Source organism: Chryseobacterium sp. Y16C (assembly GCF_022488405.1).
Taxonomy (GTDB): domain Bacteria; phylum Bacteroidota; class Bacteroidia; order Flavobacteriales; family Weeksellaceae; genus Chryseobacterium; species Chryseobacterium geocarposphaerae.
Genome location: NZ_CP092711.1, coordinates 324,990 through 348,905, shown reverse-complemented (window position 1 = coordinate 348,905; position 23,916 = coordinate 324,990). Strand labels below are relative to the sequence as shown.

16 protein-coding genes are annotated in these 23,916 nt (G+C 35.2%); 4 read left to right on the top strand and 12 right to left on the bottom strand.

What is annotated here, in order from left to right:
• Positions 1–656: 656 nt before the first annotated feature.
• Complete coding sequence (locus tag MKS83_RS01405) at positions 657–1,391, bottom strand: DNA-binding domain-containing protein (protein ID WP_240581658.1); 735 nt, start codon at positions 1,389–1,391, stop codon at positions 657–659.
• 233 nt (positions 1,392–1,624) lie between these two features.
• Positions 1,625–2,224 (bottom strand): hypothetical protein, encoded by a 600-nt coding sequence (locus MKS83_RS01400; protein WP_240581657.1) that lies wholly within the window; start codon positions 2,222–2,224, stop codon positions 1,625–1,627.
• A 746-nt stretch (positions 2,225–2,970) separates the two neighbouring features.
• On the opposite strand from MKS83_RS01400, the gene MKS83_RS01395 reads away from it, so the two are divergent.
• Positions 2,971–3,723, top strand: a complete 753-nt coding sequence (locus tag MKS83_RS01395) for a helix-turn-helix domain-containing protein (protein ID WP_240581656.1) — start codon at positions 2,971–2,973, stop codon at positions 3,721–3,723.
• Between the two features lie 123 nt (positions 3,724–3,846).
• Here the strand turns inward: MKS83_RS01395 and MKS83_RS01390 are convergent, their stop codons facing one another.
• Both MKS83_RS01390 and MKS83_RS01385 read right to left on the bottom strand, forming a co-directional pair.
• Positions 3,847–5,550, bottom strand: coding sequence for a helix-turn-helix domain-containing protein (locus MKS83_RS01390; protein ID WP_240581655.1), 1,704 nt, complete (start codon positions 5,548–5,550; stop codon positions 3,847–3,849).
• Positions 5,551–5,608: 58 nt separating this feature from the next.
• Entirely contained in the window at positions 5,609–7,291 is a 1,683-nt protein-coding gene (locus MKS83_RS01385; protein ID WP_240581654.1) for a helix-turn-helix domain-containing protein, read from the bottom strand.
• Positions 7,292–7,468: 177 nt separating this feature from the next.
• On the opposite strand from MKS83_RS01385, the gene MKS83_RS01380 reads away from it, so the two are divergent.
• A complete protein-coding gene (locus MKS83_RS01380) occupies positions 7,469–7,978 on the top strand; it encodes a hypothetical protein (RefSeq protein WP_240581653.1) in 510 nt (169 codons plus the stop codon).
• A 325-nt stretch (positions 7,979–8,303) separates the two neighbouring features.
• Positions 8,304–10,409: a S8 family peptidase gene (locus tag MKS83_RS01375; RefSeq protein WP_240581652.1), complete on the top strand. Its 2,106-nt coding sequence runs from the start codon at positions 8,304–8,306 to the stop codon at positions 10,407–10,409.
• Positions 10,410–11,308: 899 nt separating this feature from the next.
• On the opposite strand, the gene MKS83_RS01370 is transcribed toward MKS83_RS01375, so the two are convergent.
• From MKS83_RS01370 to MKS83_RS01340, 7 genes are all read right to left on the bottom strand, one after another.
• Positions 11,309–12,127, bottom strand: a complete 819-nt coding sequence (locus tag MKS83_RS01370; protein ID WP_240581651.1) for a helix-turn-helix domain-containing protein — start codon at positions 12,125–12,127, stop codon at positions 11,309–11,311.
• Between the two features lie 462 nt (positions 12,128–12,589).
• The gene (locus MKS83_RS01365; RefSeq protein WP_240581650.1) at positions 12,590–13,753 is read right to left on the bottom strand and encodes a serine hydrolase domain-containing protein; all 1,164 of its coding nucleotides are present in this window, start codon (positions 13,751–13,753) and stop codon (positions 12,590–12,592) included.
• 105 nt (positions 13,754–13,858) lie between these two features.
• Positions 13,859–14,410: a helix-turn-helix domain-containing protein gene (locus MKS83_RS01360; protein ID WP_240581649.1), complete on the bottom strand. Its 552-nt coding sequence runs from the start codon at positions 14,408–14,410 to the stop codon at positions 13,859–13,861.
• A gap of 247 nt (positions 14,411–14,657) precedes the next feature.
• On the bottom strand, positions 14,658–15,266 hold the full coding sequence (locus MKS83_RS01355; RefSeq protein ID WP_240581648.1) for an alpha-ketoglutarate-dependent dioxygenase AlkB family protein: 609 nt from the start codon (positions 15,264–15,266) through the stop codon (positions 14,658–14,660).
• A gap of 668 nt (positions 15,267–15,934) precedes the next feature.
• Positions 15,935–16,498 carry a hypothetical protein gene (locus MKS83_RS01350; RefSeq protein ID WP_240581647.1) on the bottom strand — a complete coding sequence of 188 codons (564 nt, stop codon included), beginning with the start codon at positions 16,496–16,498 and terminating at the stop codon, positions 15,935–15,937.
• Between the two features lie 83 nt (positions 16,499–16,581).
• Positions 16,582–18,516 carry a hypothetical protein gene (locus tag MKS83_RS01345; RefSeq protein WP_240581646.1) on the bottom strand — a complete coding sequence of 645 codons (1,935 nt, stop codon included), beginning with the start codon at positions 18,514–18,516 and terminating at the stop codon, positions 16,582–16,584.
• Between the two features lie 361 nt (positions 18,517–18,877).
• Positions 18,878–20,491 (bottom strand): helix-turn-helix domain-containing protein, encoded by a 1,614-nt coding sequence (locus MKS83_RS01340; protein ID WP_240581645.1) that lies wholly within the window; start codon positions 20,489–20,491, stop codon positions 18,878–18,880.
• Between the two features lie 330 nt (positions 20,492–20,821).
• On the opposite strand from MKS83_RS01340, the gene MKS83_RS01335 reads away from it, so the two are divergent.
• Entirely contained in the window at positions 20,822–22,612 is a 1,791-nt protein-coding gene (locus MKS83_RS01335; RefSeq protein WP_240581644.1) for a metallophosphoesterase family protein, read from the top strand.
• A gap of 105 nt (positions 22,613–22,717) precedes the next feature.
• On the opposite strand, the gene MKS83_RS01330 is transcribed toward MKS83_RS01335, so the two are convergent.
• Positions 22,718–23,779, bottom strand: coding sequence for a phosphatidylinositol-specific phospholipase C1-like protein (locus MKS83_RS01330; RefSeq protein ID WP_240581643.1), 1,062 nt, complete (start codon positions 23,777–23,779; stop codon positions 22,718–22,720).
• Positions 23,780–23,916: the final 137 nt, after the last annotated feature.

Sequence of the window (23,916 nt, the reverse complement as noted above, 5' to 3'; positions counted from 1 at the left end):
TTCGCTACGCTACACACTCAGGATTACGGGGGGTTGCTAATTATTACTTGTCATGCTGACGAAGGAAGCATCTTTCAATCATGAGATCCCTCGGTGCCTCGGGATGACAGGGTCTCTCTTTAAGAAATTTTCTTTCTGAGATGGATACCTCTGTCATATTGAGCTTGTCGAAATATCTTTCAACAGATCCCTCGGTGCCTCGGGATGACAGGGTCTTTCTTTAAGAAATTTTCTTTCTGAGATGGATACCTCTGTCATATTGAGCTTGTCGAAATATCTTTCATCAGATCCCTCGATTCCTCGGGATGACAGGGTCTCTCTTTAAGAAATTTCCTTTCTGAGATGGATACCTCCTGTCATATTGAGCTTGTCGAAATATCTTTCAACAGATCCCTCGGTTCCTCGGGATGACAGGGTCTCTCTTTAAGAAATTTCCTTTCTGAGATGGATATCTCTGTCATATTGAGCTTGTCGAAATATCTTTCAACAGATCCCTCGGTGCCTCGGGATGACAGAGCTCAGGATGATATGGTTTATTATTCTATATATTAAAGCCGTCCTGCTTTAGCCCTTAGTATCGCCCGAGTGGCCCCTCTAGTACAACCCGGATGCAAGTTCTTGTATGGAGCGAATGCATCATGTTGGATAATGAAGATTTATTCTACAGCAAGCTCTTTTTTCAGCTCTGTGGTTCGAGGCTCTTTCAGTAAATTGCTTCCTCCTGCATACTGAGTAACGACTTCCAGCCTGTATGTTCCAGCCGTAAGAGCAGGAATGACAACAATAAGCTCGGAAGGATTATTGGTAACGATATCATTTATCTCTACCTGTGTACGAGTGCTGGTTGAGGTATTCACGAAGAATATTCCGTTCGCCGGGTTTTCTCCTGCTATTTTAATCTTGTTTCCACTGATTTTCAGGTTTCTTCCCGGTGTCAGAAGATCGTTCACCGTTCCACTTTTTACATCGGTTACCTGCAGAATAATGGAAGATGAGTCTGCGACTCCCAGAATATTGATTTCAATATTCTGAATTTCTGCTCTTAGTTTTTCGCCCTGATTAAACTGAAAAAGAATGGTATGTTTATCACTGTTGAAGGTCTCGGAAGGGCTGTCGAATACTCCCCGGATTAGCGTGCCTGCCGTGAAGTACCCAGTATTAATAGAATATCCATCACAAAGCTGGTACGCCATTTCTTTCAGGAACAGCTCGGTAGCATGCTCCATGGCTGCAGCGGTTACATCTGCCCCGCCACGGTTGACCGCCGCTTCGCAGATTTGTTTTACATTCAGTGAACGCTCGCTCACAGTGCGGGCTATAAAATCGTTGGGATTATCTTTAGTAAGAAAGTTATCATATAGATACGCTTTAATTTTATGTAAAATAGGCATTGGTGTTGTGTTTTATATATGGTTACTAACCTCTGACATAAGACAGATAATAGTTTCAGAACTTATAGTCAGAATTTTATGATAAATGGGAAATAGATAAGGTATACAAAAGCATCAACCAGTAAATTCTGATACAATATGGGTAGGATGAGTTTTAGACTAACCTATATTCTTAATTTACCAAATACGGTTATTTATGTGGCTATGTATTGATTATTTTGTAATTATTTACCTTAAATCAAATAAGGAGGAGGACGGGTAAGAATACGCTCTCCAAAAATATCTTTTATGAAAGATGGTACATAGGAATGGGGTGGATTTGTATTTAAAAACGGAACAATCAAAACCTCCGTAATATGAGTTTTTACAGCTAATTTTAAGGTCTGATGTACCGTAATTGTTGCTACTGCAGATGTATTTTTTCCCAGGCTGAAAAATTCTTCCGAAGGATGCGTAGAAAGTACTACAGAGATTTCAGGCTCTGGAAGTTTAGGTTCTGCTTTTTGCTTAGCTTCCTTTTTTTTAACAGTCGTTTTTTTCTTTTTAGGGAATGTTTTGGGAGTACTTTTTTCCGTAGCAGGAGAATTGGTAATGGTTTGTGTAATATTTTCCATCCCATAGACGAAGGCTCCTTTTTGAATATACAGAACAGCTTCCGCCTGAGCTTCTTTATCAGTATGTATTGAATCGGCTAATTCTGACGAATCTGTTTCCCCAAATGCAAACAATGGATTTGAAAAGAGAAGAAATCCCCATAAAAAAAAGAAACCCAATTTCCACGGGATACCTTCCGGCCTCACGTTGATGAAATTTGGGTTCTCATTTTTTCTCATTACAAGTGGTTTTACAGTTTTTTTCATAAGTGAAGAAGGGAACTTTCTTCTTATGAAGTGAAGCAATATTACACGGATATTTGCCGGAAAAAAAAGAAATGATGCCATTTTTTCTGAAATCATTCATTAAAAAACATCTATTTAAAAACCATATCCATCTGAATATTAAAACTTTAAACTCATTAATCCGAAAGAACGGCGGTCCGTAACCGTTATGTAGTGAATAATGCCGAAATCTATTGTCTGCATACGTAAGAAGTAAAAATCGCTTTGCAATTTTTTATTAGAAGTAAAATCTTTCTATAATCATGTTTAGTCTACCTATAAATTAGCCCGTCACTTTTTGAGTATATATCCTGATAAAAGGATTTTTCATGGCTATCTCCTATCTTTTTAAAACTGTTAAAGATAATTTCTATGGTATGGAAATCGAAAGTAAGTATGAAATAATCCCGGAAATCCATGGTGGAAAATCCTGTAGACAACAATTCATTGTCAATAGCTGTTTTACAAATAAATAATACTGTTTTTAAGCACTTTACGTAAAATAATCGTAGAATTATCTCAGAATAAATTCCATGTAGGTTTTCCGTGGTACCTGTTGAGGGTGTTATTTTTGGTTTGCAAAATTAGTTGATCTATTCTGTTCTGCTGTACACCAACACTATTTACTAAGAACTATGTACTGTTATTTTCTGTTTTATCTAAAGGATTTTTTTCTTATCAAAGGAAAAATTTATCACTGTTTGTTACTCCGCGTAGCCAGCCTGTTAGCTTTAACAGTTTTTTTAGGTTCTTTTCAGGTACATGCACAGAATCTTGACTCTTCCCCCTATCTTTTAGTGCATGAAAAGAATAGTGTGATGGTTCCCTTAACTTTTTTTATTGGCGGAGATTCTAATAATTCTCCTAAGATAACGGCTAAAGTGGTTAGCCTCTTCTCTATGGGGTTATTATTTGTTGTACTGCTTCTGGCCTATCGGGTGAAGGAAAAAGGTTCATCCATGATTATTAAACATATTTCTCATCTGTTTCACAAACAAAGCGATGATAAGAATGTTTCTTCAGAGGATTCCCAGACTACTGACCTTTCCAGCAATCCCATGAGAACGATTCATTCCATCTCTACTGAAACGTATAATGCTATTATTAAAAGAATTAATAAATTCGAGAAGTCTGAAAAGTTCTTAAGAAAAGACATCAATCTTACCTGGCTCTCCAATCACCTGAATACGAATACCAAATACCTTTCGGAGGTTATCAAAAATCATACGGGTAAAAACTTCAACGGGTATATCAACGGGCTCCGTATCCGGTATATTATTAATAAACTGACTGAAATGCCAGTTTACAGAGGCTATAAAATCAGTTATCTCGCAGAGGAATGCGGGTTTGCCTCTCCACAGGTCTTTGCGATCGCTTTTAAGAAAGAAATGGGCATGACTCCCTCTTATTTTATAGACCAGCTTAAAAATGAAGTGCGTGATGCTACTCCATAAACTTTTTGCCTGAGTCTTGTACTTACAAAAATCTCCTGTAAAAAGTAGTGCAGATGATTGATCTTTATCAAATAAAAAGCGAAGCCTAATGTGGCTTCGCTTTTTATTATTTATTTTATGCTTTTATAAAAGACCGTCTTCTGAGACCGTAATATTCACCTTATCCTCTTTTAAGTTCTGTATAAAGTAGGAAGGTGGCAGTCCGTTCTCCTTTTTGAAAGCTATAACAAAAACCTGCGAGGAAGCAAATCCACACTCCTCTGCCAAATAGCTGATCTTGTATTCCCTGTATTTCGGTTCATTATACAGCTTATGAACGATATAATTAATCCTTAAGCTATTGATGTAATGGTTAAAGTTCTGGGATGTGTTATTTTTAATAACTTCAGAAAGGTATTTAGTATTGGTGTTTAACTGGGCTGCCAATGAGCTGATGGTAAGATCTTTTTTAAGATATTTCTCTGATTTTTCAAAGGAAGCCAGTTTTTTCAGAATTCTTGTCTCTGTATCTGCTGAGATCGTGTTTTTATTCGTAGTAGCCTGTAAGTCTTCGCTGGATTTTTCTACGATATTGTCATGATCTGTTGCTTCGTCTATTTCTTCAACCTGATCTTTTTTCTCACTTTTCAGGTTAAGCATCATTTGTTCGTACTTTTTTCGAAGTGCTTTATTTTTTTTATTGATTAATAGCCAAGTTCCCAACATCATCAAAATAATAATCACTCCTCCTATCCACAAAAGGTTGGACATCTTCTGATTATTTTTAATATCCGCCTTTTTTATCTGATCTCTGGACAGGGTTATGATGGCTTTCTTCTCTGCATACGTAAGACTGTCATTCAGGGCAGTAGATAATCTAGTATATTTGATTTCTTCATCAGTATTCTTCAAAAACTTGTAATCATCCTTCATTTTATTATACACCCACCATCTTGCTACCGGGTCTTTTTGTGTTTTCTCAGCTTGAAGAAATTTAAAGGAATAATCCAGCGACTTTTGATACTCCCCTTTTTCAAAATATAAACCGCATAGTGATCTATAGATACTGGTTTCATTTCCTTTAAAATATTTCGGTGCCGTGTTCTGAAAATCCAAAACTCTCTTTAGATAAAGCTCGGCACGATCAAGGTCATGGGGTTTCCGAATGATATAATAACCGCCCATGCTCTGCAACCCACTAATATATAGATAATAGTATGTGTTTTTCTGATATTTGTCTAATTTATCTACGGGTACCGTTTCTATATATTGAAGGCTTTTTTTTAGGCTTTCCAATACTTTTTCAGGCTTTTCGAGCCCTTCATACATTCCTGCAAGATTCATATATATGCTGCAAAGAGCAATATGCCTCTCCACTTTATTTTCGATTTTTTCCGCGTAGCTTGCCGATGTATTGAGGTGAACCTCTGCTTCCGGATATTTATCCAGCATCATGTCAATATACCCTCTAAGCTTGCTAATGTTGCTTAGTGCTTTATAATTTTGCACTTGCTCGGCAATACCCTCTGCTTCATTTCCATATTTAGCAGAAAGGGTATATTTTTTTTGTGTTGCTGCTACACTCTGCTGTACTAATAATCCCCTAAGAATCCCTTCAGAAAAGTTCAGTTTTTTGGATTGCTCATATAATTTTTTTATTTCATCAATGTTTGCCTCCTCCGTATCATCCATCTCGATTTTATTATATCGATCTATAATATTTTTCTGACTTTCTTCAATATTTTGAGAAGAAAAAGTGGTAAAAGAAGAAAAAATAATAAGAAACAGGTAAAAATATTTTCTCATAGCATTGATATTGATTGCAGAAAACTGTGAAACAAGCAGCATCTTATATTTCAGATAGTTTTTTTTGATTTATAATAATAAATAAAATATAGTTTAGACTTTAGGCAGATGCCGAAATATTCACCTTATCCTCTTTTAGATTCTGTATAAAATAGGAAGGCGTTAATCCGTTGATCTTTTTGAATGCGATCACAAAGACCTGCGGAGAAGCGTAGCCGCATTCTTCGGCTAAATAGCTGATCTTGTACTCCCTATATTTAGGTTCATTGTACAGCTTATGAACGATATAATTGATTCTTAAACCATTGATGTAATGGTTAAAGTTCTGTGATCTGTTATTTTTAATCACCTCTGAAAGGTATTTGGTATTGGTGTTTAACTGGGCAGCTAACGAGCTGATAGTAAGATCCTTTTTAAGATATTTTTCTGACTTTTCAAAAGCAGTCAGTTTTTTCAGGATTCTTGCCTCCGTATCTGCAGAGATTGTATTTTTACTGGTAAGCTCCTGTTCGGATTCGGATTCTGTTTCGGTATCATTCTCATTACTTTCTTCCTGAACTTCCTCCGGCAAAGCCACGGCTTCGTTTTTCAGATGTACCATCATCTGCTCATATTTTTTTCGAAGTGCTTTGTTTTTCCTTCTCCATAGAATAGCAGTAACAAGACCCGCAATCAATGCCAAAACGCCGGTAATCATCCATTGCTTTTTTGAGCTTTCCTTGCTTTCATATTCCACTTCGTTTACCATTTTTTTCATGGTTGAATTACTTGTTTGTCCCGTTATATAATTCAAGCTGTCAAATAACCGTGTATATTGTTTTTGATATAATTTCGATTTTTCCGTATCATTATTTTCCAAATAAGCTTCCAGAAGGGCTTTATAAGATTTTAACCTGATATTCGGACCACTGTGCTGTTTTTCAGATTCAAGTGCAAGCTGTCCATATTCAATAGCTTTTTGAGGCTCTTTCTTTTGAAGATACAACCTGCTTAGCTCATTAAATGCACGTGCTTTGTTTATAGGATCCTGCTTAAATCTATTATAAATTGCCAACACATCTAAAAGGTGCTCTTCCGCTAATTTCAACCTGTCTTTAAAATTATTATTTTCTAAATAAAGAATTGCAAGCTGTATGTTTAAATCAGCAATAAGGTCATATTTTTCATTAATAGATACAACATCATCATTATCACTGATCATTTTTGCCATTTCAAGACTTTTCTTGAAATTGTTTCGCATAGAATCAACAGCACCCGGCTCTTTTTTTATATTAGTGTAATAAATATTGATATTGTTATAAGCAAAAGCTAATAATCTTCTTTTTTTATCATTATTTTTCACTTCTTCCGCATAGCTAATTGCTTTCTGGAAATCTTTTAAACTGGCATCTGATAAGCCTAAATATCCTAGCGTTAAACCACTTCGTCTATATATGCTGGATATATGACCATAATAATCTTTCCTGTTTTGAGCTACTTTCTTTAATTCCAGAGCGAGGTCAGAGGCTTTTTTATCATTTTCTATCCCCACATATAACCCCATCAAATAATCGCCGCTTCGCAAGACTCCTTCTTCGTAACCTAGTTTTTGGGATTGGGCTTTTAGTTGAAGTAAGGGCAGTTCGTATTTGGGATCAATAAATGTTTTAGTTTTTTTGTGAATTTCATTCAATTTAGCATCAATAGCTCTTGTTTCTGGTGTAGTACCTATAGATTCTGTGTTTTGGGCAAATGCAATTTGAAAGGAAAAAAGAACAAGAAACAAATAGTAATATTTTCTCATGGATAAATAAATTAAAAGAAAATGTGTTTTGAGAGTATTATTAATACCGCACAAAAATACGATAAAAACATATATAGTCTGTAAACCAACCATTAATTGCAGATATTCATTCTATTCGTCGATTATTTTTAAAACAACAAGCCCCACAATAAAATTGGTCTTAAAATTGTTTTGTAGATGAAATTAATATATCTAAAGATGAGAAATGTAAGTTTAGTAATGGCCATGTCAATCGGGTTATTTGTGACAACAACAGTCAGCTTCAACGCTCAGCGACATGAAGACGATAAAAGGTATTGGAAAGCCCGTAAGGAGGCCGATAAGGAAAGGGATAAATATTATAAGGAACGTAATAAAGAAAGAGATAAGTATTACAAAGAGGCTTATAAAGAGAGAAAGGAATATTATAAAGAAGGCCATAAACACGGTTTTCCAAGATGGGCAGAAGTCCACAGATATGATTCACGCCATCACGTGTACTTCAGGGATTACAATACTTTTTATGATCCTTACCGGAGAGGATATGTCTTCCAGGATCGCGGAAGATGGAGATTTTCACCGGAAGTTCCGTCATTCTTAGTCGGAATTGATCTTGGAAGAGTCCAAATCCGTATTATAAAAGATATCCCGATCAGTCGCCATCCGGAAGATTTTTATTATGACTACGAGGAAGATTACTGGGATTAGACATAAGTATATATTTTATCAAAGCCATCCAATTTGGGTGGCTTTTACTATATACACAAACAATAAAATACAATATTTAATTAATTATTAATTACAGAAATAAAATATTATTGATTAATTCGGAAAATAAATAAATCTGATCAGGAAATTTGAAATTATAGAAAGAAAATGACCTGTAATTTAGCCTTAACAAATAAAAGCTCCACTAAAAAAACATCCCCTCAAATTAAATGATTGTCACAATTAAAAATGGAGCCCTATTTATCAGAAAACTGATTAAACAATGAATTTAATAATTATACTAACCCTCTAAAAAACTAAGTTTATGAAGAAACATTTACTTTTAGTAAGTACATTAGCTGTTACTTTAATCAGTGCACAGAATAATGAAGCTTTAAAAAAAGAATTTGCAAGGCAAAACAAAGAAAATAACGAAAAGTTTGACGCTTATATTTCAAGAGTATATGGAACAAGCATTGATCCTGAAGAGCAAAAAGAGATCGGAAAGCTAAGAGCCTCTCTAGCCGGATTCAATTTCGGAATCCCTTATTTTCTGAAATCTCATGATACCCGGCAGCTCCTCAACGCCAATTCCGATCTGTTGAATACTGCAGGAAACATTACCGGATTAGCAGGAGCTTTCAATGGCGAAAATATCAAGTATACCGTATTTGACGGAGGACGGGTGTATTCCACGCACGTATCTTTTAATAATGCATCCGGAAGAATTACCAATAAAGAAGCATCTACAGAAAGTTTTTCCGACCATGCCACAGGAGTGAGCAGTTTCATTGGCGGAAGAGACGTGACTTTATCGAGCAATAATGTCCCGGTAGGAAATGCTAAAGGGGTTGCCGTCAATTCAACAATAGACAGCTATATGTTTGACACTACAACGCTACCGGGAAACAGCTCGACAAGTACGGTATTCCAGAAAATACTGATCGCCCAGCCCAATATCTCCAATCATTCTTATGGGATTGATACCGGATGGATCGAAGAATATGATGCGAGCGGAAATCTGGATTACTTTCTGTACAACGGCTTTAAGTCCGGCAACACATTCTATGACTACCAGGGAACGTACAACACCGATGATCGGAACTATGATATGATTGTTTATAATAATCCAGCTTATATCATTGTAAAGTCTGCAGGAAATTCTTTTGGATCAGGCCCCGGAGGAACCGGCTCTACAGCTCCCAAATATTACAGAACAGGAGCAGGAACAGCTTCTTTTAGTAGTACAGATACATTACCCCAAAACAATTGTGCTTTAGGGTACGATTGCATTGGCAGTGGTTCCCTGGCAAAGAACATCATCGTAGTTGGAGCCACCAATATAATAACAGGCAATAACAACCGTTATAGTACCGCCGCTGATGTTGTTCATTCCAGCTACAGCAGTGCGGGACCAAGAGATGACGGAGGAATAAAGCCGGATATTTCTACAGTAGGAACGAACGTTTTTTATGCCGCAACCGTTAACAGTGCCGGAAATTCGACCTGGGCAGCAGGCAGCGGCACCTCTTTTTCAGGACCTATTGTAACAGGTGTTATCGGACTCTGGACCCAAATCCATAAGCAATTGTTCAATAATGCATTACTTAATGCTGCTTCAGCAAAAGTACTTACTATTCACTCTGCATCAGAAGCCGGCAATGTCGGGCCGGATCCTCATTTTGGCTGGGGTTTTATCAATGCCAAAAAAGGAGCTGAACTCCTGGTCGGAAAATCCAATAACACGATCATCTTCAAAGATGAAACACTAACCAGCGGTGGAAAAAATTCTACAACGGTTAAAGCTTCAGGTTCAGAACCTCTGAAGGTAACAATCAGCTGGATTGATCCTCAATATAATATCAATTTCCAGTCTGTATCTGATGTTTTTAACAATAGAACATCCAGGCTTGTTAACGATCTTGATGTAAGAATAATCGATACGACTGACAATACTGTTTATTATCCATGGAGGCTTAATGCCAATAGTCCGATGACACCGGCTACCAAAGCGGACAACACCGTGGATAATGTTGAACAGGTTGTATTGGATGCTCCTGTAGCAGGAAGGAATTACAGAATAGAGGTTACCAATAAAGGAACATTGGTAAATAATTCCGGTACTTCTGCACCTCAAAATTACTCCATTATTGTCACCGGATTTAACGAAGTATTAGGGACTAAAGATATTGTAAGCTCAGATCATGAAATCACTATTGCTCCAACACTTGCTAAAGACATCATTAATATCTTAAAAGCTCCGAGAAAATCAGCTTTTACAGTGTATGATCTGTCTGGCAAGAAGCTACAAAGCGGAGTCATCAGTAATGATAAGGAAACGGTTGATGTTTCATCTTATACAAAAGGAATTTATATGGTAGAAGTAAAAACAGATAAGGGCACAGTTTCCAAAAAGATTATCAAGGAGTAAACACTCATAGTAATATCATAACAAAAGACAGAATACTAGGAAATCTTAGTATTCTGTTGCTATAATAAAGATAAATCAATTCTTAAGGTTGGTTCAGGTGACTCAAGTGTTTCCCTGAAATATCCGGTTCAGCAAGTGTATGTACTTCACTGCAAGACTTTTTTTTATTTTCCCATAGTAGTATAAGAAGTTTAGAATCTTCAATACAGTTCACTACTTTACTTTCTTAATAAATTATATTTAAATGAATAGCATACAACAAAAGACGGGACAAGCCCGTCTCGACTAATAAAAAGATAAAAACTTCATCTTTGCAACTTTAATGTATATTCCCGGTACCTAAATAAAAATATTGCCTTTTATCAGATCCGTTAAAAGCAGAATATAACATACCCGTACCATTATAAAGCGAAATCTTTATTTTCTTGATACCCGTAAAGTATTTTAGAACTGGCAGAATGAATATCACTTACGATACAACAATCCGATTCTATATATACTTTCCGTTAAATTCATTTTTATATTATTATTTTATTTACTAAGCAAAATTACCGGTCATTTTTTTATTATAATTTCAAATTTCCTGATCAGATTTATGGATTTCCCGAATAAACAGCTTTTTATATACAACTTAAATCAATAAAAAAGACGGATAATTCCGTCTCGTGTTTAACTAATCTATAAAAATCTCTTGCTATAATCAAGATTTTTATTGGGTTACAGAAATGAAAAGACTGCTACAGTAAATGGCTCGTCTCCATTTCAGTCCTTTTAATAAGGATAAATTTATCAATGGTCAATCATATATTTCTTTAGTTTGATATACCAAAACTACGCTGAATTTTTGTATAAAAGTTTCAAATTTCCCGAACGGATTTATCAATTCCCTGAAATATTATTCAGATGATGCTTTTAATATCTATATTAAGCTGCTTAGGTGTTTTTCCTGTATTCTTCTTAATAAAAGAACTGAAATTAGACGGACTGTTAAAATTTAATTCATAGCCTATTTCTACAATGGAATGCGTACCCAACAACATCAATCTTTTTGTTTCTTTAACGACTTCTTCATTAATCAGGTTCAACGGAGTCTTCCCAAAATTCAGTTTACAATGATAGTTTAATGTATCAACGCTTACATACAGCATATTGGCATAATCCACAACATTTCTTTTATCTTTTATGTGCACACTCAGCAGCTCCAGAAAACGGGCAGCAAGCTTCGTGTTCTTTGTTTGGGTTACATTATGCTTTTCGATCAAGTGTATAAGAATAATTTGGAGATAGCTGTAAGATTTGAAAATAGCCATGCTGGATGCTCCTTCCTCCTTAACTATTTTATCCATATGCTCTATCAAAGAATACAAATGAAAAAAATCCGTCTCCGAAATCTCAACTTTAGGCTGCTTAAATAAAAGATGATGAAATTCTAAAGGAAACATATGGGCAAATATATCTTTCCCAAACTGAACAATCTTCCCTTCAGCAAGATCTCTGTTAAGCAAGTGAACCTGCCCGGGCTGTATCATAAATATAGAAAGATCTTCGAGTTTAAACCTCTGGTCATCTATTAATTGAGAACCACCTCCTTTTTGAATAAAAAGGATCTCAAAATAATCATGCTTGTGTATTTTCGTAAAATCATACGGATTATTATAATCCAGTGATTCAACAAATAAAAGTTTGCTTGGATGTTCTAAAGATACAATCTTCATCATGTTTAATCATTAGTTAATTAGCAATATTAATCTCCTGAGTCTTATAAAAATTGTAAGAAAACGAAGCCTACTTACGAAATTACCCAAGCATCTGATGAAATATGAACCTGATCATTGATCATCAATTCTTCATGCATAGTTTTTTAACAGGATGAAATAAAGGAAAAATGATTACAAAAAATCCACTCAATCCCACTACATCATTTTTACCATTCTACAGAAACACCCTTTTATTTTTAATGGCATTTATTTAATTTATCATATAAATAAACCAATAAACCCCAATTTCAATACAGCAATTAAACAAAAAAAGTAAAATTATTTCAAAAAAACAAATATTTGGATCACAAAATATGTGTGATCTGAATCACATAAAATTATATTCTAGTCTGAACTATAAAAAACCGCTGATGAATCATTCTCATCAACGGCAGGTGGTTACACTATAAAAAATTATCATTTCTATTCCGGAGCTTTATCCAGATGACCAAGCCATTTCAATGGTGAATAAGTATCTCCTAAACAAAGCTTTAAGATCTGTGCATTATTCTTTTCAAAGTTCTCGCTGTTGCTTAGGATAATAACGGCTGTTCCCATTTCAGGAAATGCCACAGCATAATTCTGATTGGCTTCACCGTGACCTGTATGGAAGAAAGCCTTACCAAAAGGCGAGTCGAACAGTCCCACTCCTAATCCCCAGGCAAGATTAATAGCATCATTCTCACTCGTGACACTATCTTTCAAAGGACCGAATCCTCTCTCACTCTTCACCATGATCTGCGGCTTTAACACCTCAATATAAGCTTTACCAGATAGACCTTTCTTTTTCATCAGGTTGATTATAAAATTTGCGTAGTCATTTGCTGTGGTGGACATTGAACCTGCTGCTCTGCTGCTTTCTCTTCTTTCCGAACCGTATTTCTTTCCATCTTTGAAATAAGCATTGGAGAAATTATTTTCAAATTTATTTTGCCAGATCATATCTGTATGGTTCATCTTCAAAGGTCCAAATACTTCTTCCCGTGCAATATCCTCAAGCTTTTTTCCCGTATATTCCTCTATCATGAATCCCAAAAGATTAATCCCTTCATTAGAGTAATAAAACTTTTCACCCGGCTTGGCGATGAGATTGACTTTGTTGCCATACAATTGCCGAAGAACCGGCAGCCCGGAGCTATGGCTTAAGAGCATTCGGGGTGTGATCAGATTGAAAGATTCAGGATCATCCGCCAGATCTTTCCATTTCGCATACTCTCCTATCGGTTTTTTCAGGTATTTGTAAACAGGCTGGTCAAGACTGAATATTCCTTTCTCAACCAGACGCATAAAAACGTATGCACTCACAGGCTTGGTTAGTGAGGCTGCGTACATTACTGTACTGTCATTCAGCTTCTGTTTGCTTTCAATATCCTTATACCCGAAACTAGATGAATAGATCACTTTATTGTGGTTGACAATGGCTATCTGCAAACCGGCAATTTTAGCACTATCGACTAAACGTGACAACCGCTGCTGAAGAATTTGAGAATCGATTGTTTTTCCATTAAGGTGTCTAATCTTGATATTTTTTTGAGCAACTAAAGGTAATATCCAGATTAAGAATAAGAGGGCGAAGAGTTTTTTCATGAGAGAAATATTTGTGACAAATTTAGCGGCAAATTGCTATAATGTATCAGGACTCTTTTACGACAAGTTTACGCCATTTGGCTCTGGAAAAGACTTTTAAAGGGTTTATCTCAAAAATCGATAGGTTAAAGGATAGAAGCTGTCTTTTTTATTGATGCTCCTGAAAATATTGATAACACACATGACAAGAGCATAAAAATAGATGATCATCACCAACGGAAATCCAACGGAAAATACAAAGACCATTAATACAACAGACGGTACAAGGAGAAGCGACATTGTGATCTGAAAATTAATTGCCAACTTCCCTTCAAGGTCATAAGCCTGGTCTTCATCTTTTTTAAAAAACCAAAGAAGTCCTGGGAGAATGATATTAAAAACAGGAAGAAAAAGCCCGATCAGAGCTAATATATGAAAAAACGGTTTTATTTTATCTTCATTTTTGATCTCCGGAGATTTTGGTAACTGATCATTTACCATGAGTTCTTCAGTTTCTATTTCGAGTGAGTCTGCAAGCATCTTTAACGTTGCGGGATGTGCTTCAACCTTTCCGCTTTCGATTCGCTGTATCGTTCTTGCACTCACGCCGGAAACATCTGCGAGTTGCTGCTGGCTTAGTCCTTTATTACGCCTGTAATGTGCTAATTTTGAAGTCATAGTAGACAAAAATAGGAAATTAATAATTTTAAATAATAAAACAACTAACTCCAAATGCACAAAAAATTTTGAAAACTCCAGTTTCTTTTAATTTCCAACCACTCTAAAATTAACAGTCCGATAAAGTCTCTATCCAATGACAAAACTCGCCTTTTCACAGATCACTTTAAGAAATTATAAATCTAAAGTCTTAAAGTCCCAAACAGTTACCAACGGTTTTGAAATGAATGAACTATACCTCTCTATATTATAATTCATTAATTAACCTGAATGTCAAATTGATCCTCTCCTTCATCGAAATAGTCGATTTAGCAATTCTATGTTCCCAATGTTCCTGCAAATCTCCTTTCATAATAAGCAATGAACCATGTGGAAGTGGTAAACTGTATTTACTCTGATGATGATCTTTTTTCCTGAAATCAAAGTTTCTGGTCTGGCCAAGGCTGATCGATGCGATAACAGGCCGTTTTCCGTAACGGCTTTCTTTATCTCTATGCCACGCTACTGAATCATTCTGGTCTCTATAAAGGTTTAATAAAACACCATTAAACTGATAACCAAATTCTTTTTCAATCCTTTCTTTTAAAGAAAGCAATTCAGGCGTCCATGGGTTTGCCGGCTGTTTATTTTCTGCAGATTCATTATATTGTGAGTCACCATACCAAGCTGTTAACCGTGGAGTCAGCACCGTTTTATCATACATCTTTTGAGTACGTTGTTCCCAGTGAGCAGTATCTAATAATTTGTTTTTAAGCAGATCGGCTTCTTCCCGGGTGAGAAAATTCTCTCTGTAATCCAAAAGATCCTTTGGAAACTCATAAAATTCTTCAGCATCAAATAAACTCAATTGGGCCATTACAAATTAAATTAAATTATTTATCTTAGCAATATCTCATTAGTATGGGATTTTTTTTCATCATTTGTGTTTTTTAACTTCCCTTCGGGGAAGTTTTGTATTTATTGATCTAAATATAAGAAAACAAAAACCTCTCCAAAAGAGAGGCTACACAAACCAAACATGAAATGCTTAATCAAGCATTCTGCCCCAAAAGACTACTTTTGAACGTACTAATTACCCAAAAACACTTTTGAATTGTGAAATAAATTTATCTGTCAAAAACACTATGCCATATTAATGTATAGTTGTTTTTCATTGTAGACACTGATTTGACTCTATCGTACTGGTCAAATTTTATTGATAATGTCATTCCTTTCGTAAACCAGGTCCTATTGATTGTATAATAGAGTATATTATCCGATTCAACATAATTCTTTCCAAAATTTGAAATGATATCCTCTTTTGTCTTTCCTATCAAATAGCAAAACTTTCGCTTAATCTTTATCATTTTAATCTTTTTCCATTAGCATAATAGTACAATATATCAACTTTGTCAAGATTCTATTTCAACCGATTCATGAAACTATCATTAAAACACTCATACAATAAGAATGGCCATGGGAAAAGATAACCTTATCCATCTTCCCATAACCATAACCCATTTTCATTTGTTTTTTAGAATCATATTAGGGTTTCCAATAGGTCCACCCTTCTCCATTATACACAGCCAGCCTTTTAGCTCCTGTTTTATTTATATACACCATCATACCCGGTGCAGGATTTAAAATATCGTTGGTATCCTGTACCATAGGAAGAATCATTGCTTTTGCATCTGACTCCAACACCAAAACGCCATCGGCTGTGGAACTATTGCTACCGATGATTACCTTTGCACCGGCATCTTCTGCCAACACCGGCTGTGCAGTCATTATTGCATTTATATCTGCACCATGTCCGTTACTCAAGTCAGCCCATCCTTCAGGAGAATCTGCACTTATCACTCCGTTATAAAATTTAACTTTAGCTTTTGTCTGATCAGATGCATCCAATATAATAGTACCTTCTGCTAAACCTGCTCCTGAAGGAACAGTTCTCACATATGGTATAATAATTCCTTTATTTTGTCCGGCAGCAAAATCTACAAGAACAGACTGTTTATTTGATGCAGTACCTATTGCATCTCCAAAAATAACCTGTGAAAATGCGCATGCAGATAAAGCAATAGCCACAATGGAAAATATCTTCTTCATTTTTTTATATTTTTAAGTCAATATCATGTCCATCATCATATTTTTAAATAAGATGACAGTGGTTGATTTATTAATTATAATTATTATGGACAAGCCGGGTTAGAAAAACACGACCATACACCGTCTGAATATATTTTTAGGCATTTGGCAGTTTTATCATAAACCATCATTCCTTCCTGAGGAGCAGGTATTGATGAAATTTCTGTGGAAGACATTCTTGTGATTACAAACCCCTTGGTATTGGACTCTAATGCAATATGTCCAGATTTCCTCACCATAGGCCAATTATCCGGAGAGTTGGTACCTGCACGTTTTAGCAGGGTGATTCCTAATTTGGTATCAGGTGCTGTCCCTGAAATAGTTCCAGGATTATAACACGCACATGGATTCCCAGGATCGGTTGGAAGATAGTATGAAACTGTTACTATAGTACCTACTAATCTACATTTACCTGAAGCTACAGTAAAGAAAGCATAATACGTGCCTGGTCCCATTGCAGTAACATTAGTTATCACCGGGCTATTAGCATCATTTGTTGCATGCCATTCCACTTCAGAAGAATTTAGCTCTAAATTTGCGTTATTTAAATTCGCTGTAGTTCCCGAGCAAATTTTTAAGTCTTTTGATTTAGGTCCCAAGTCTGTTCCACAAACAATTAATATCGATGTTGAATACGTAAAAGATGTCGGATTAGTATTAAGAGCACTTCCATCTCCCATACTTCCATTGGTTCTGTGCCCTACGTATCCGAAGTTTTGGGAACATTTTTTAACGTTAATTGTAGTATGCCCTCCTGTTTCTACGGCAATTACTTCATCCGTAAGGCTGAGACCATCAGACGCAGTGCTATTTCCCGGCATGTAGATAGGATCATAAAAAGCACTTGCTGTAGGTTGTCCGATCATATTTCCACTGTTAGCTCCCCAAGCCCATTGCTTGTTATTGTTGGTTAACACGTTAATAGTAGCAGAATTAGCATAGTTGGAGTGTTCATTAGGAGAAATCCAAACGATATTTCCACTTAACGTATTGCTTCCTGAAACCGCTGTCACTTCATTCCAGACTGTACTTGTATTTGTACTTCCATCCCCCAGCTGTTTATTGCTGTTATCCCCCATAGCGTAGAGTTTACCATCAGTAGCCAAAAGATAATATGTCTGCAAGAGTGATGCACCACCTTGTGTCATCCCTATCATTTTTGGGGTAGCTCCTACAGGTGCAGAAACTTCTGTTGCATAATTTCTGGTTGCTGCGGCTCCGCTGTTAATATAGGTCCCGGTGCCCCAGGTATAGAGTTTTCCGTCCGAAGTTAAAGCAAAAAGCGCATTCGGTGTCCCTCTCATGGCAACAACATTGTTAAGGTCAGGATTTCCTGCCAACGAGGTCTTTACACGATGCCAAATCACGTTATTTGTTGCACCTTCTGCTGTTCCATCACCATTTTTTGATCCGTTAAATGATAATACCCAGGCATCTCCGCTACAGGTAACAATAGCCAAAGTACGATAAGACCCAAACATCATCTTTACATCTGAAGGATTTACCCCTGCTGGTAAACCGTCTGTTTTGCCGTTTATAGTGATTTTTCCGAAAGCTGTTGTAGTCTTAATTGTTGAGCTTATCAAAGTATTTGTTGTCCCCCAAACATAAAGCCCGTCTGTGGTTAATAAAGCAAACTGGTGTCCTGTGTTACTAACACTTCCAGCTGCCACTCTTAGCGGGGTTCCTGTATAATTAAATCCATTGCCTGGCGCTATTAATGTCGGGCTTAATAAATCTGAGGTTCCATTACTATTACTGACTTGCCCCCAAACCTTAAAAGATCCGTCCTTTTCTTTCGCCAAAGAAGCATGAAAAACAGAAATCAAGTTGTCATATTCTATCGTATTTGGATCTGCGCTGTTTACAAAAGTATTGGGGTTACAACCCGACACACAGTATTGAGCCTGTACTGTAGAAGATATGAGTATTAGAAAAAATAGCTTTAATAATCTAGATAAAAAACCGTAATTATTCATTCAATATCGTATTTATATTCGTTGTCATTAATCCAATATAATATCTCCGATCCTTCATAGCAATTTCTAATAGCTACTTCAACTTTTAAAAAGCTTATCAAAAAAAATGAAAAAAGACTCATTAAATGTTTAAGAATTAAACCGGAAAATAAAAGCAAGTACTTTCAGAATTTTCCAGTGCAAAAATAAAACGGATTATCTCTTCGAAACGAATAATACTAATTACGAATTCCCGAAAAAGGGGGAATAAAAAACAAAAACAAAACACTACAACACAATAAATTACAAAGATTTTAAGGATTATTTTTATTTATAAATATTTGAACGAAATATCTCTCTTTTCATTCATTAATTCAGTATTTCATTCACTCATTATTTCAGAATCTTTAGTAATAGATTGTAAAAAATGCCGGAAAAACTCGGAAGGAGAAACATCTGTTACTTTCTTAAAAGCTGTTGAAAATTTACTTTGAGAAGAAAAACCTGCTTCTTCAGCTAAGGTTGCAATTTTGAATTTACGATACACCGGGTCGTTTTTTACTTTTTCAATAATGAAAAGCACTCTCAATTCATTAATGTAATTATTAAAGTCTTTTTTCTTTTCCCTATTAATAATATAAGATAAGTATTTTGTATTTGTATTGCAGTATGACGCCAGGAAAGGTAAAGAAATTCCATTGCGGATAAATTGTTTTGATTTTTCAAATTTCTCAAGCTTTTTTAAAATCATCATCTCAGTCGCTTCTGTCATTAATGAACTCTCATCCTTTATTTCAGTTACAGCTACAGGATCATTTTCATCTATATGATCTTCATTTTCGTTCTTACTGGTTACATAATCCGGATCAAAAGACTTTGTATTTATCTCTAAATTCTTTATTACTTGGTTAATTTTATCAATTTTTCTTTTTTGGTATTTTCTATACATTATAAAATAGACAACCATTACAATCAGTAAGCCTCCAATAATAAAAATCAGCGAATTTTTGGATTCGGCTGTTTTTTCTACTTCCCTGTTTTTCTTTTCAAGATTGTTGTATGAATCATTAATAAAAGATTTAGAATTATTCTCAATCCTTTCTGATACAGAATCATTTTTCATGGTCACTTCCGACAATTTTTTGAAGTCCTCTTTCAAAAGATAGTATTTTTTTGAGGTTTTATAAATTTCATTTTTAAGGTCAAGATACTGTGACGTTTCTGAAATTTTTTCGGCAAGATCCAGATTTTCTTTTGCTTTTACTAAATCTTTCTTACCCATATAAACTTGAGCAAACCCATTATAAACCAATGCTTTGAGGAAATTATCCGGCATTCCATTAAGTTTCTGCAGTGCTTTATTATAATAAAAAAGTGCCTTGTCATAGTCTTTTAACCCCGTATAATTGAGCCCCAATAACTGTTCGTTATTTGCTGTTAGGAAATCATAATTCTGTTGGGTATTTTTATCGAAATAACTTTGAGACTTTCTAATTGCAGCAATAGATTTCTGATAATTGGCAACCCCGTATTCATAGTAAGCCTTTTCCTGTAATACAAAGCCCATCAGCTGTTTTTCAATAACAGGATTATTAATTCTTTTAATGACGTCAATTGTTTTATTGGCATACGTTAAAGACTTATTAAGGAGTCCTAAGGAACGATATTGAGAAGCAAGAAAGCCATCGATTTTGGCTAACCAAACATCATCATTTCCATTTATAATACTTTCGGCTTTTAATGCATAATCCACTGCATTTTTTATCTCGCCAGATTGTTTGTATAAAGAAGCTGATAACATTAAGCTTCTTGCTTTCAAAGTTGGTGTTTCAGAAATTGAAAATAATGAATCCGCTATGCTTAATGCTTTATTAAAATCTTTTTGGGAAGTTTCAAGGAAGGTTTTTGAATAAATAAGATTATAATTTTCCAGATTTTGTGCAGATATGCATATTACTGTCAAAAAAAACAAATTTACAGTAATTAAAAATTTCATAGTTATTGTATTTTATTTAAAAATTAAAAAAAACACAAAATTAGCTAATTTATTAGTTTAAGTAAAAATTTTAAACATTCATTTTCATGAAAAAGGATATTTTTTTAAAAAAAATATAAATACTTAAAAACTCATACATTAAAATCATATCCTGTTCCTTAATTTATAAAAGCAGAAAAAGATCTTCATGCTTTATTTATTTTCTCTTTAATATTAAGTCAGAACTTTATAATCCCGTTTTATTTTTATTTGACAGAAACCTTTACAATTATTTAAAATTTAATTAAAAAAGAACACGTAATCTTCTTTTAATTTTGTTTTCTTTTTAAGATGAACAAAGGAATTCTCCCGTTTTTGTTTTTTATATTTTCGTTATTACCGGCACAACAAAAGCCAGTTCAGATTGCTTTTCTTTCGGATGTCCATTTTCAGGATCTGTATGGAAGCTTTTCAGATCAGGATTTCAAAGGCATTCTCAATCCGAAAACGAAAAAGCCTACAATTTTGAGAACCATGGACTCTCAGCTACATTCAACGAGGATCTTTAATGAAAATTATTTTGCTTTTTTAAAAGCACTGGATGACATTGCCTTAAAAGGAATCAAAATTGTAGCCATGCCAGGTGATTTTTCAGATGATGGACAGGCCTATAACCTTCGGGGATTACATAAGATTTTAGAACAATATCATAAAAAATACGGAATCGATTTCTACCTCACTACAGGAAATCATGATCCTGTAGGCCCTTTTCGACAGGATGCCGGAAAGGATGATTTTCTTGGAGAAGACGGAAATCCTTTAGGAATTTACAGTAAGGAAAATATGGGGAAGATAAAGAATACAATCATTACTAAAGACATCGCAGAATCCGGTTATCTAGAAATTTTGCATGAATTAAGAGATTTTGGTTTTTATCCCAAAAAAGAAAATCTCTTCTGGAGTACGCCTTTCGGGTTTCAATCGGTTAAAAATTATTCTTACGAAAAAGCTTTACAGAGTGCGGATTATTCACAAAGGATGTACGAAGTTTCAAAAGGATTTTCCGTTCCCGATATGAGTTATGTTGTTGAACCTGTAAAAGGAATCTGGATGGTGGCAATTGACGGAAATACCTATATCCCTAAAAACATAAATGAAAATCCCGATATTCCTTCTAATTATAAAGGAGCAAGTATCGGTTACAACAATGTTTTGGCTCATAAAAAACATCTGATCGAGTGGATAAAAAAGGTTATGCAGGAAGCAAAAGCTAATGGAAAAACAGTGATTGCTTTCACTCATTACCCAATGATCGATTTTAATGACGGGGCAACGAACGAAATCAAAAAGTTATTAGGCGAAAAAAAATGGCAGCTGGAAAGGGTTCCTGAAGAAGAAGTCGCGGAAGTTTTTGCTGAAAACGGTTTGCAGATTCATTTTGCAGGACATATGCATATCAACGATACTGGGATCAGAAAAAAAGACAACAAAATGTTGGTGAATATCCAGGTTCCTTCACTGGCAGCTTATCTTCCTGCTTATAAAGTGCTCACTATACAATCTCCTGATATGATGGAAGTGCGAACAGAAGTTTTAAATGAGGTTCCAAATTTTGACACATTATTTCCTTTGTATGAAAAGGAATACAAAACCTTAGAAAAAGACAAAAATAAAATCGTCTGGAACAGGGATATCCTGAAGTCAGAATCTTATCATGATTTTATGCTGTTCCATCTGAAAGAACTGGTCCGACTCAGGATGATTCCCGATGACTGGCCGAAAGATTTTATTGAAAAAGCCCAACACCTGACTGGAGAAGACCTGTTATTGTTAATTCTCAATCAAAATCAATTAAAAGAAAAGAACATCCGCTCAACAACCTTCAGATCGTGGACTTTTGAAGATCTTTTACTGGACCTCTATAAATTTCAGTCGGCTGATGAACTGGCAAAAAAAGATATTCCTAAAGAAAGACTGCAGCAATATGAGATCTTGGAAAAGCTGTATCAGGAAAATCAGTCACAGGATCCTTTTCTATTGCAGCTACAATCTTTTTTTAAAATCATAAAGTTACTTTCCAGCGGAGATCCGGCAGATCATTTTGAAATAGACTTAAAAAAACAGAAGATCCGCAAACTCTAATTTTTCACCCTTTACTTTTTCAACGATTAATTATAAAACGAAAAGACTGTCAACAAATTAACAGCCTTTTCTATTGTAAATCTAAAAGTAAAAAATATTCTTTTATCAGTTTAAAGGATTTTTCCTTTCATAGGTATTATTATCAAAACTAATTTTATAGTTAGACTTGAATAATTTGCTCGGCTGGTAATAATCGGTTGTGATGATCTGTGCTCCGCTCTTTTTTGCTTTTTCGAATCTTGAATAATCTTCTTTCCTTGCTTCCATCGTATCCGCATCAGCCCTGGTTCGGATAATATATCCTTGTTTTACTAAAGCCGCAATCTCCGGACCTGGATCATTCATGAACACAACAGCGGATTCAGGAGTTCCCGGAGTGGAATTGGTAAAGACCATTCTTCCTTTCAAAGACGGATGACCTTTCATATACAAATCTCTATTCTCACTGTTGTTATCCAGTACAAAAAGGAATTTTCCCTTGGCATCTTTTACTTTCGGCCAGTTTTTGTGTAAAACCGCTTCATTCAGTGTTGTATAATTTCCCCTGATATCATCCGGTGTGATGATTTTATTTTTACCCAGGTAGTTTTTTAATTCATTGTCAAGATCATCGAATAATTTTGAAGTATAATGTTCCGGTTCTGTTCCGAACTGGTTGGCTTTTCCGTCTTTAGGTTCTAACGTAATAAAAACCGGATCGTGATCAGGATGCGCATCAGACCATTTTTTCAAATCTTTCAGGCAGTCTTCCAGCGTATAATAATGGGTCTGATAATCAATGTCGGTAATATGGATCATTTTATATCCCGGCTTTTTCATTTTTCCTTCCGGATCAAAAGGCTGACTGGTCTTTACCAGATCTAAAATCTTCGGATGAGCATATTTACCTCCTTTACTGTCTGCATACACATCTATTTCAAGATTTCTTAATCCCAGATCCAGCTGTTGAGGAACCGGAATATGTTCGTATTGAATTCTCGGAAGAAAATTCAGTGAATCTTTTTTAGACAGGTATTCGTAAACCTCCGGAAGAATGGCCTTCTTATAAGAATTGTGCGAACCAATCACCTGGATCTCATTAATCTTTAAGTTGTTCAGATTTTGATACTGCGCCCAAAAAAGGTTTAATGAAGAAACATACAAACCTAAGAATATTACCTTTTTCATGACTTCAATTTATTTGTCATCGCGAAATTAGGAAGTCTTTATTCAGCTTTGTTATACAGTATATTAAGTGTTTTTTAAGATTATATGAATCGTAAAAATGAGGTATTCATAAGTGCCTGATAATGAATTATGTTTTA

Bases quoted from the DNA above. Each gene is read 5' to 3' on its own strand.
- MKS83_RS01390 (WP_240581655.1), bottom strand. From the start codon at position 5,550: ATGCTGCTTGTTTCACAGTTTTCTGCAATCAATATCAATGCTATGAGA.
- MKS83_RS01335 (WP_240581644.1), top strand. From the start codon at position 20,822: ATGAACAAAGGAATTCTCCCGTTTTTGTTTTTTATATTTTCGTTATTA.
- MKS83_RS01370 (WP_240581651.1), bottom strand. From the start codon at position 12,127: ATGATGAAGATTGTATCTTTAGAACATCCAAGCAAACTTTTATTTGTT.
- MKS83_RS01375 (WP_240581652.1), top strand. From the start codon at position 8,304: ATGAAGAAACATTTACTTTTAGTAAGTACATTAGCTGTTACTTTAATC.
- MKS83_RS01330 (WP_240581643.1), bottom strand. From the start codon at position 23,779: ATGAAAAAGGTAATATTCTTAGGTTTGTATGTTTCTTCATTAAACCTT.
- MKS83_RS01345 (WP_240581646.1), bottom strand. From the start codon at position 18,516: ATGAATAATTACGGTTTTTTATCTAGATTATTAAAGCTATTTTTTCTA.
- MKS83_RS01365 (WP_240581650.1), bottom strand. From the start codon at position 13,753: ATGAAAAAACTCTTCGCCCTCTTATTCTTAATCTGGATATTACCTTTA.
- MKS83_RS01340 (WP_240581645.1), bottom strand. From the start codon at position 20,491: ATGAAATTTTTAATTACTGTAAATTTGTTTTTTTTGACAGTAATATGC.
- MKS83_RS01380 (WP_240581653.1), top strand. From the start codon at position 7,469: ATGAAATTAATATATCTAAAGATGAGAAATGTAAGTTTAGTAATGGCC.
- MKS83_RS01350 (WP_240581647.1), bottom strand. From the start codon at position 16,498: ATGAAGAAGATATTTTCCATTGTGGCTATTGCTTTATCTGCATGCGCA.
- MKS83_RS01385 (WP_240581654.1), bottom strand. From the start codon at position 7,291: ATGAGAAAATATTACTATTTGTTTCTTGTTCTTTTTTCCTTTCAAATT.
- MKS83_RS01405 (WP_240581658.1), bottom strand. From the start codon at position 1,391: ATGCCTATTTTACATAAAATTAAAGCGTATCTATATGATAACTTTCTT.
- MKS83_RS01400 (WP_240581657.1), bottom strand. From the start codon at position 2,224: ATGAGAAAAAATGAGAACCCAAATTTCATCAACGTGAGGCCGGAAGGT.
- MKS83_RS01355 (WP_240581648.1), bottom strand. From the start codon at position 15,266: ATGGCCCAATTGAGTTTATTTGATGCTGAAGAATTTTATGAGTTTCCA.
- MKS83_RS01360 (WP_240581649.1), bottom strand. From the start codon at position 14,410: ATGACTTCAAAATTAGCACATTACAGGCGTAATAAAGGACTAAGCCAG.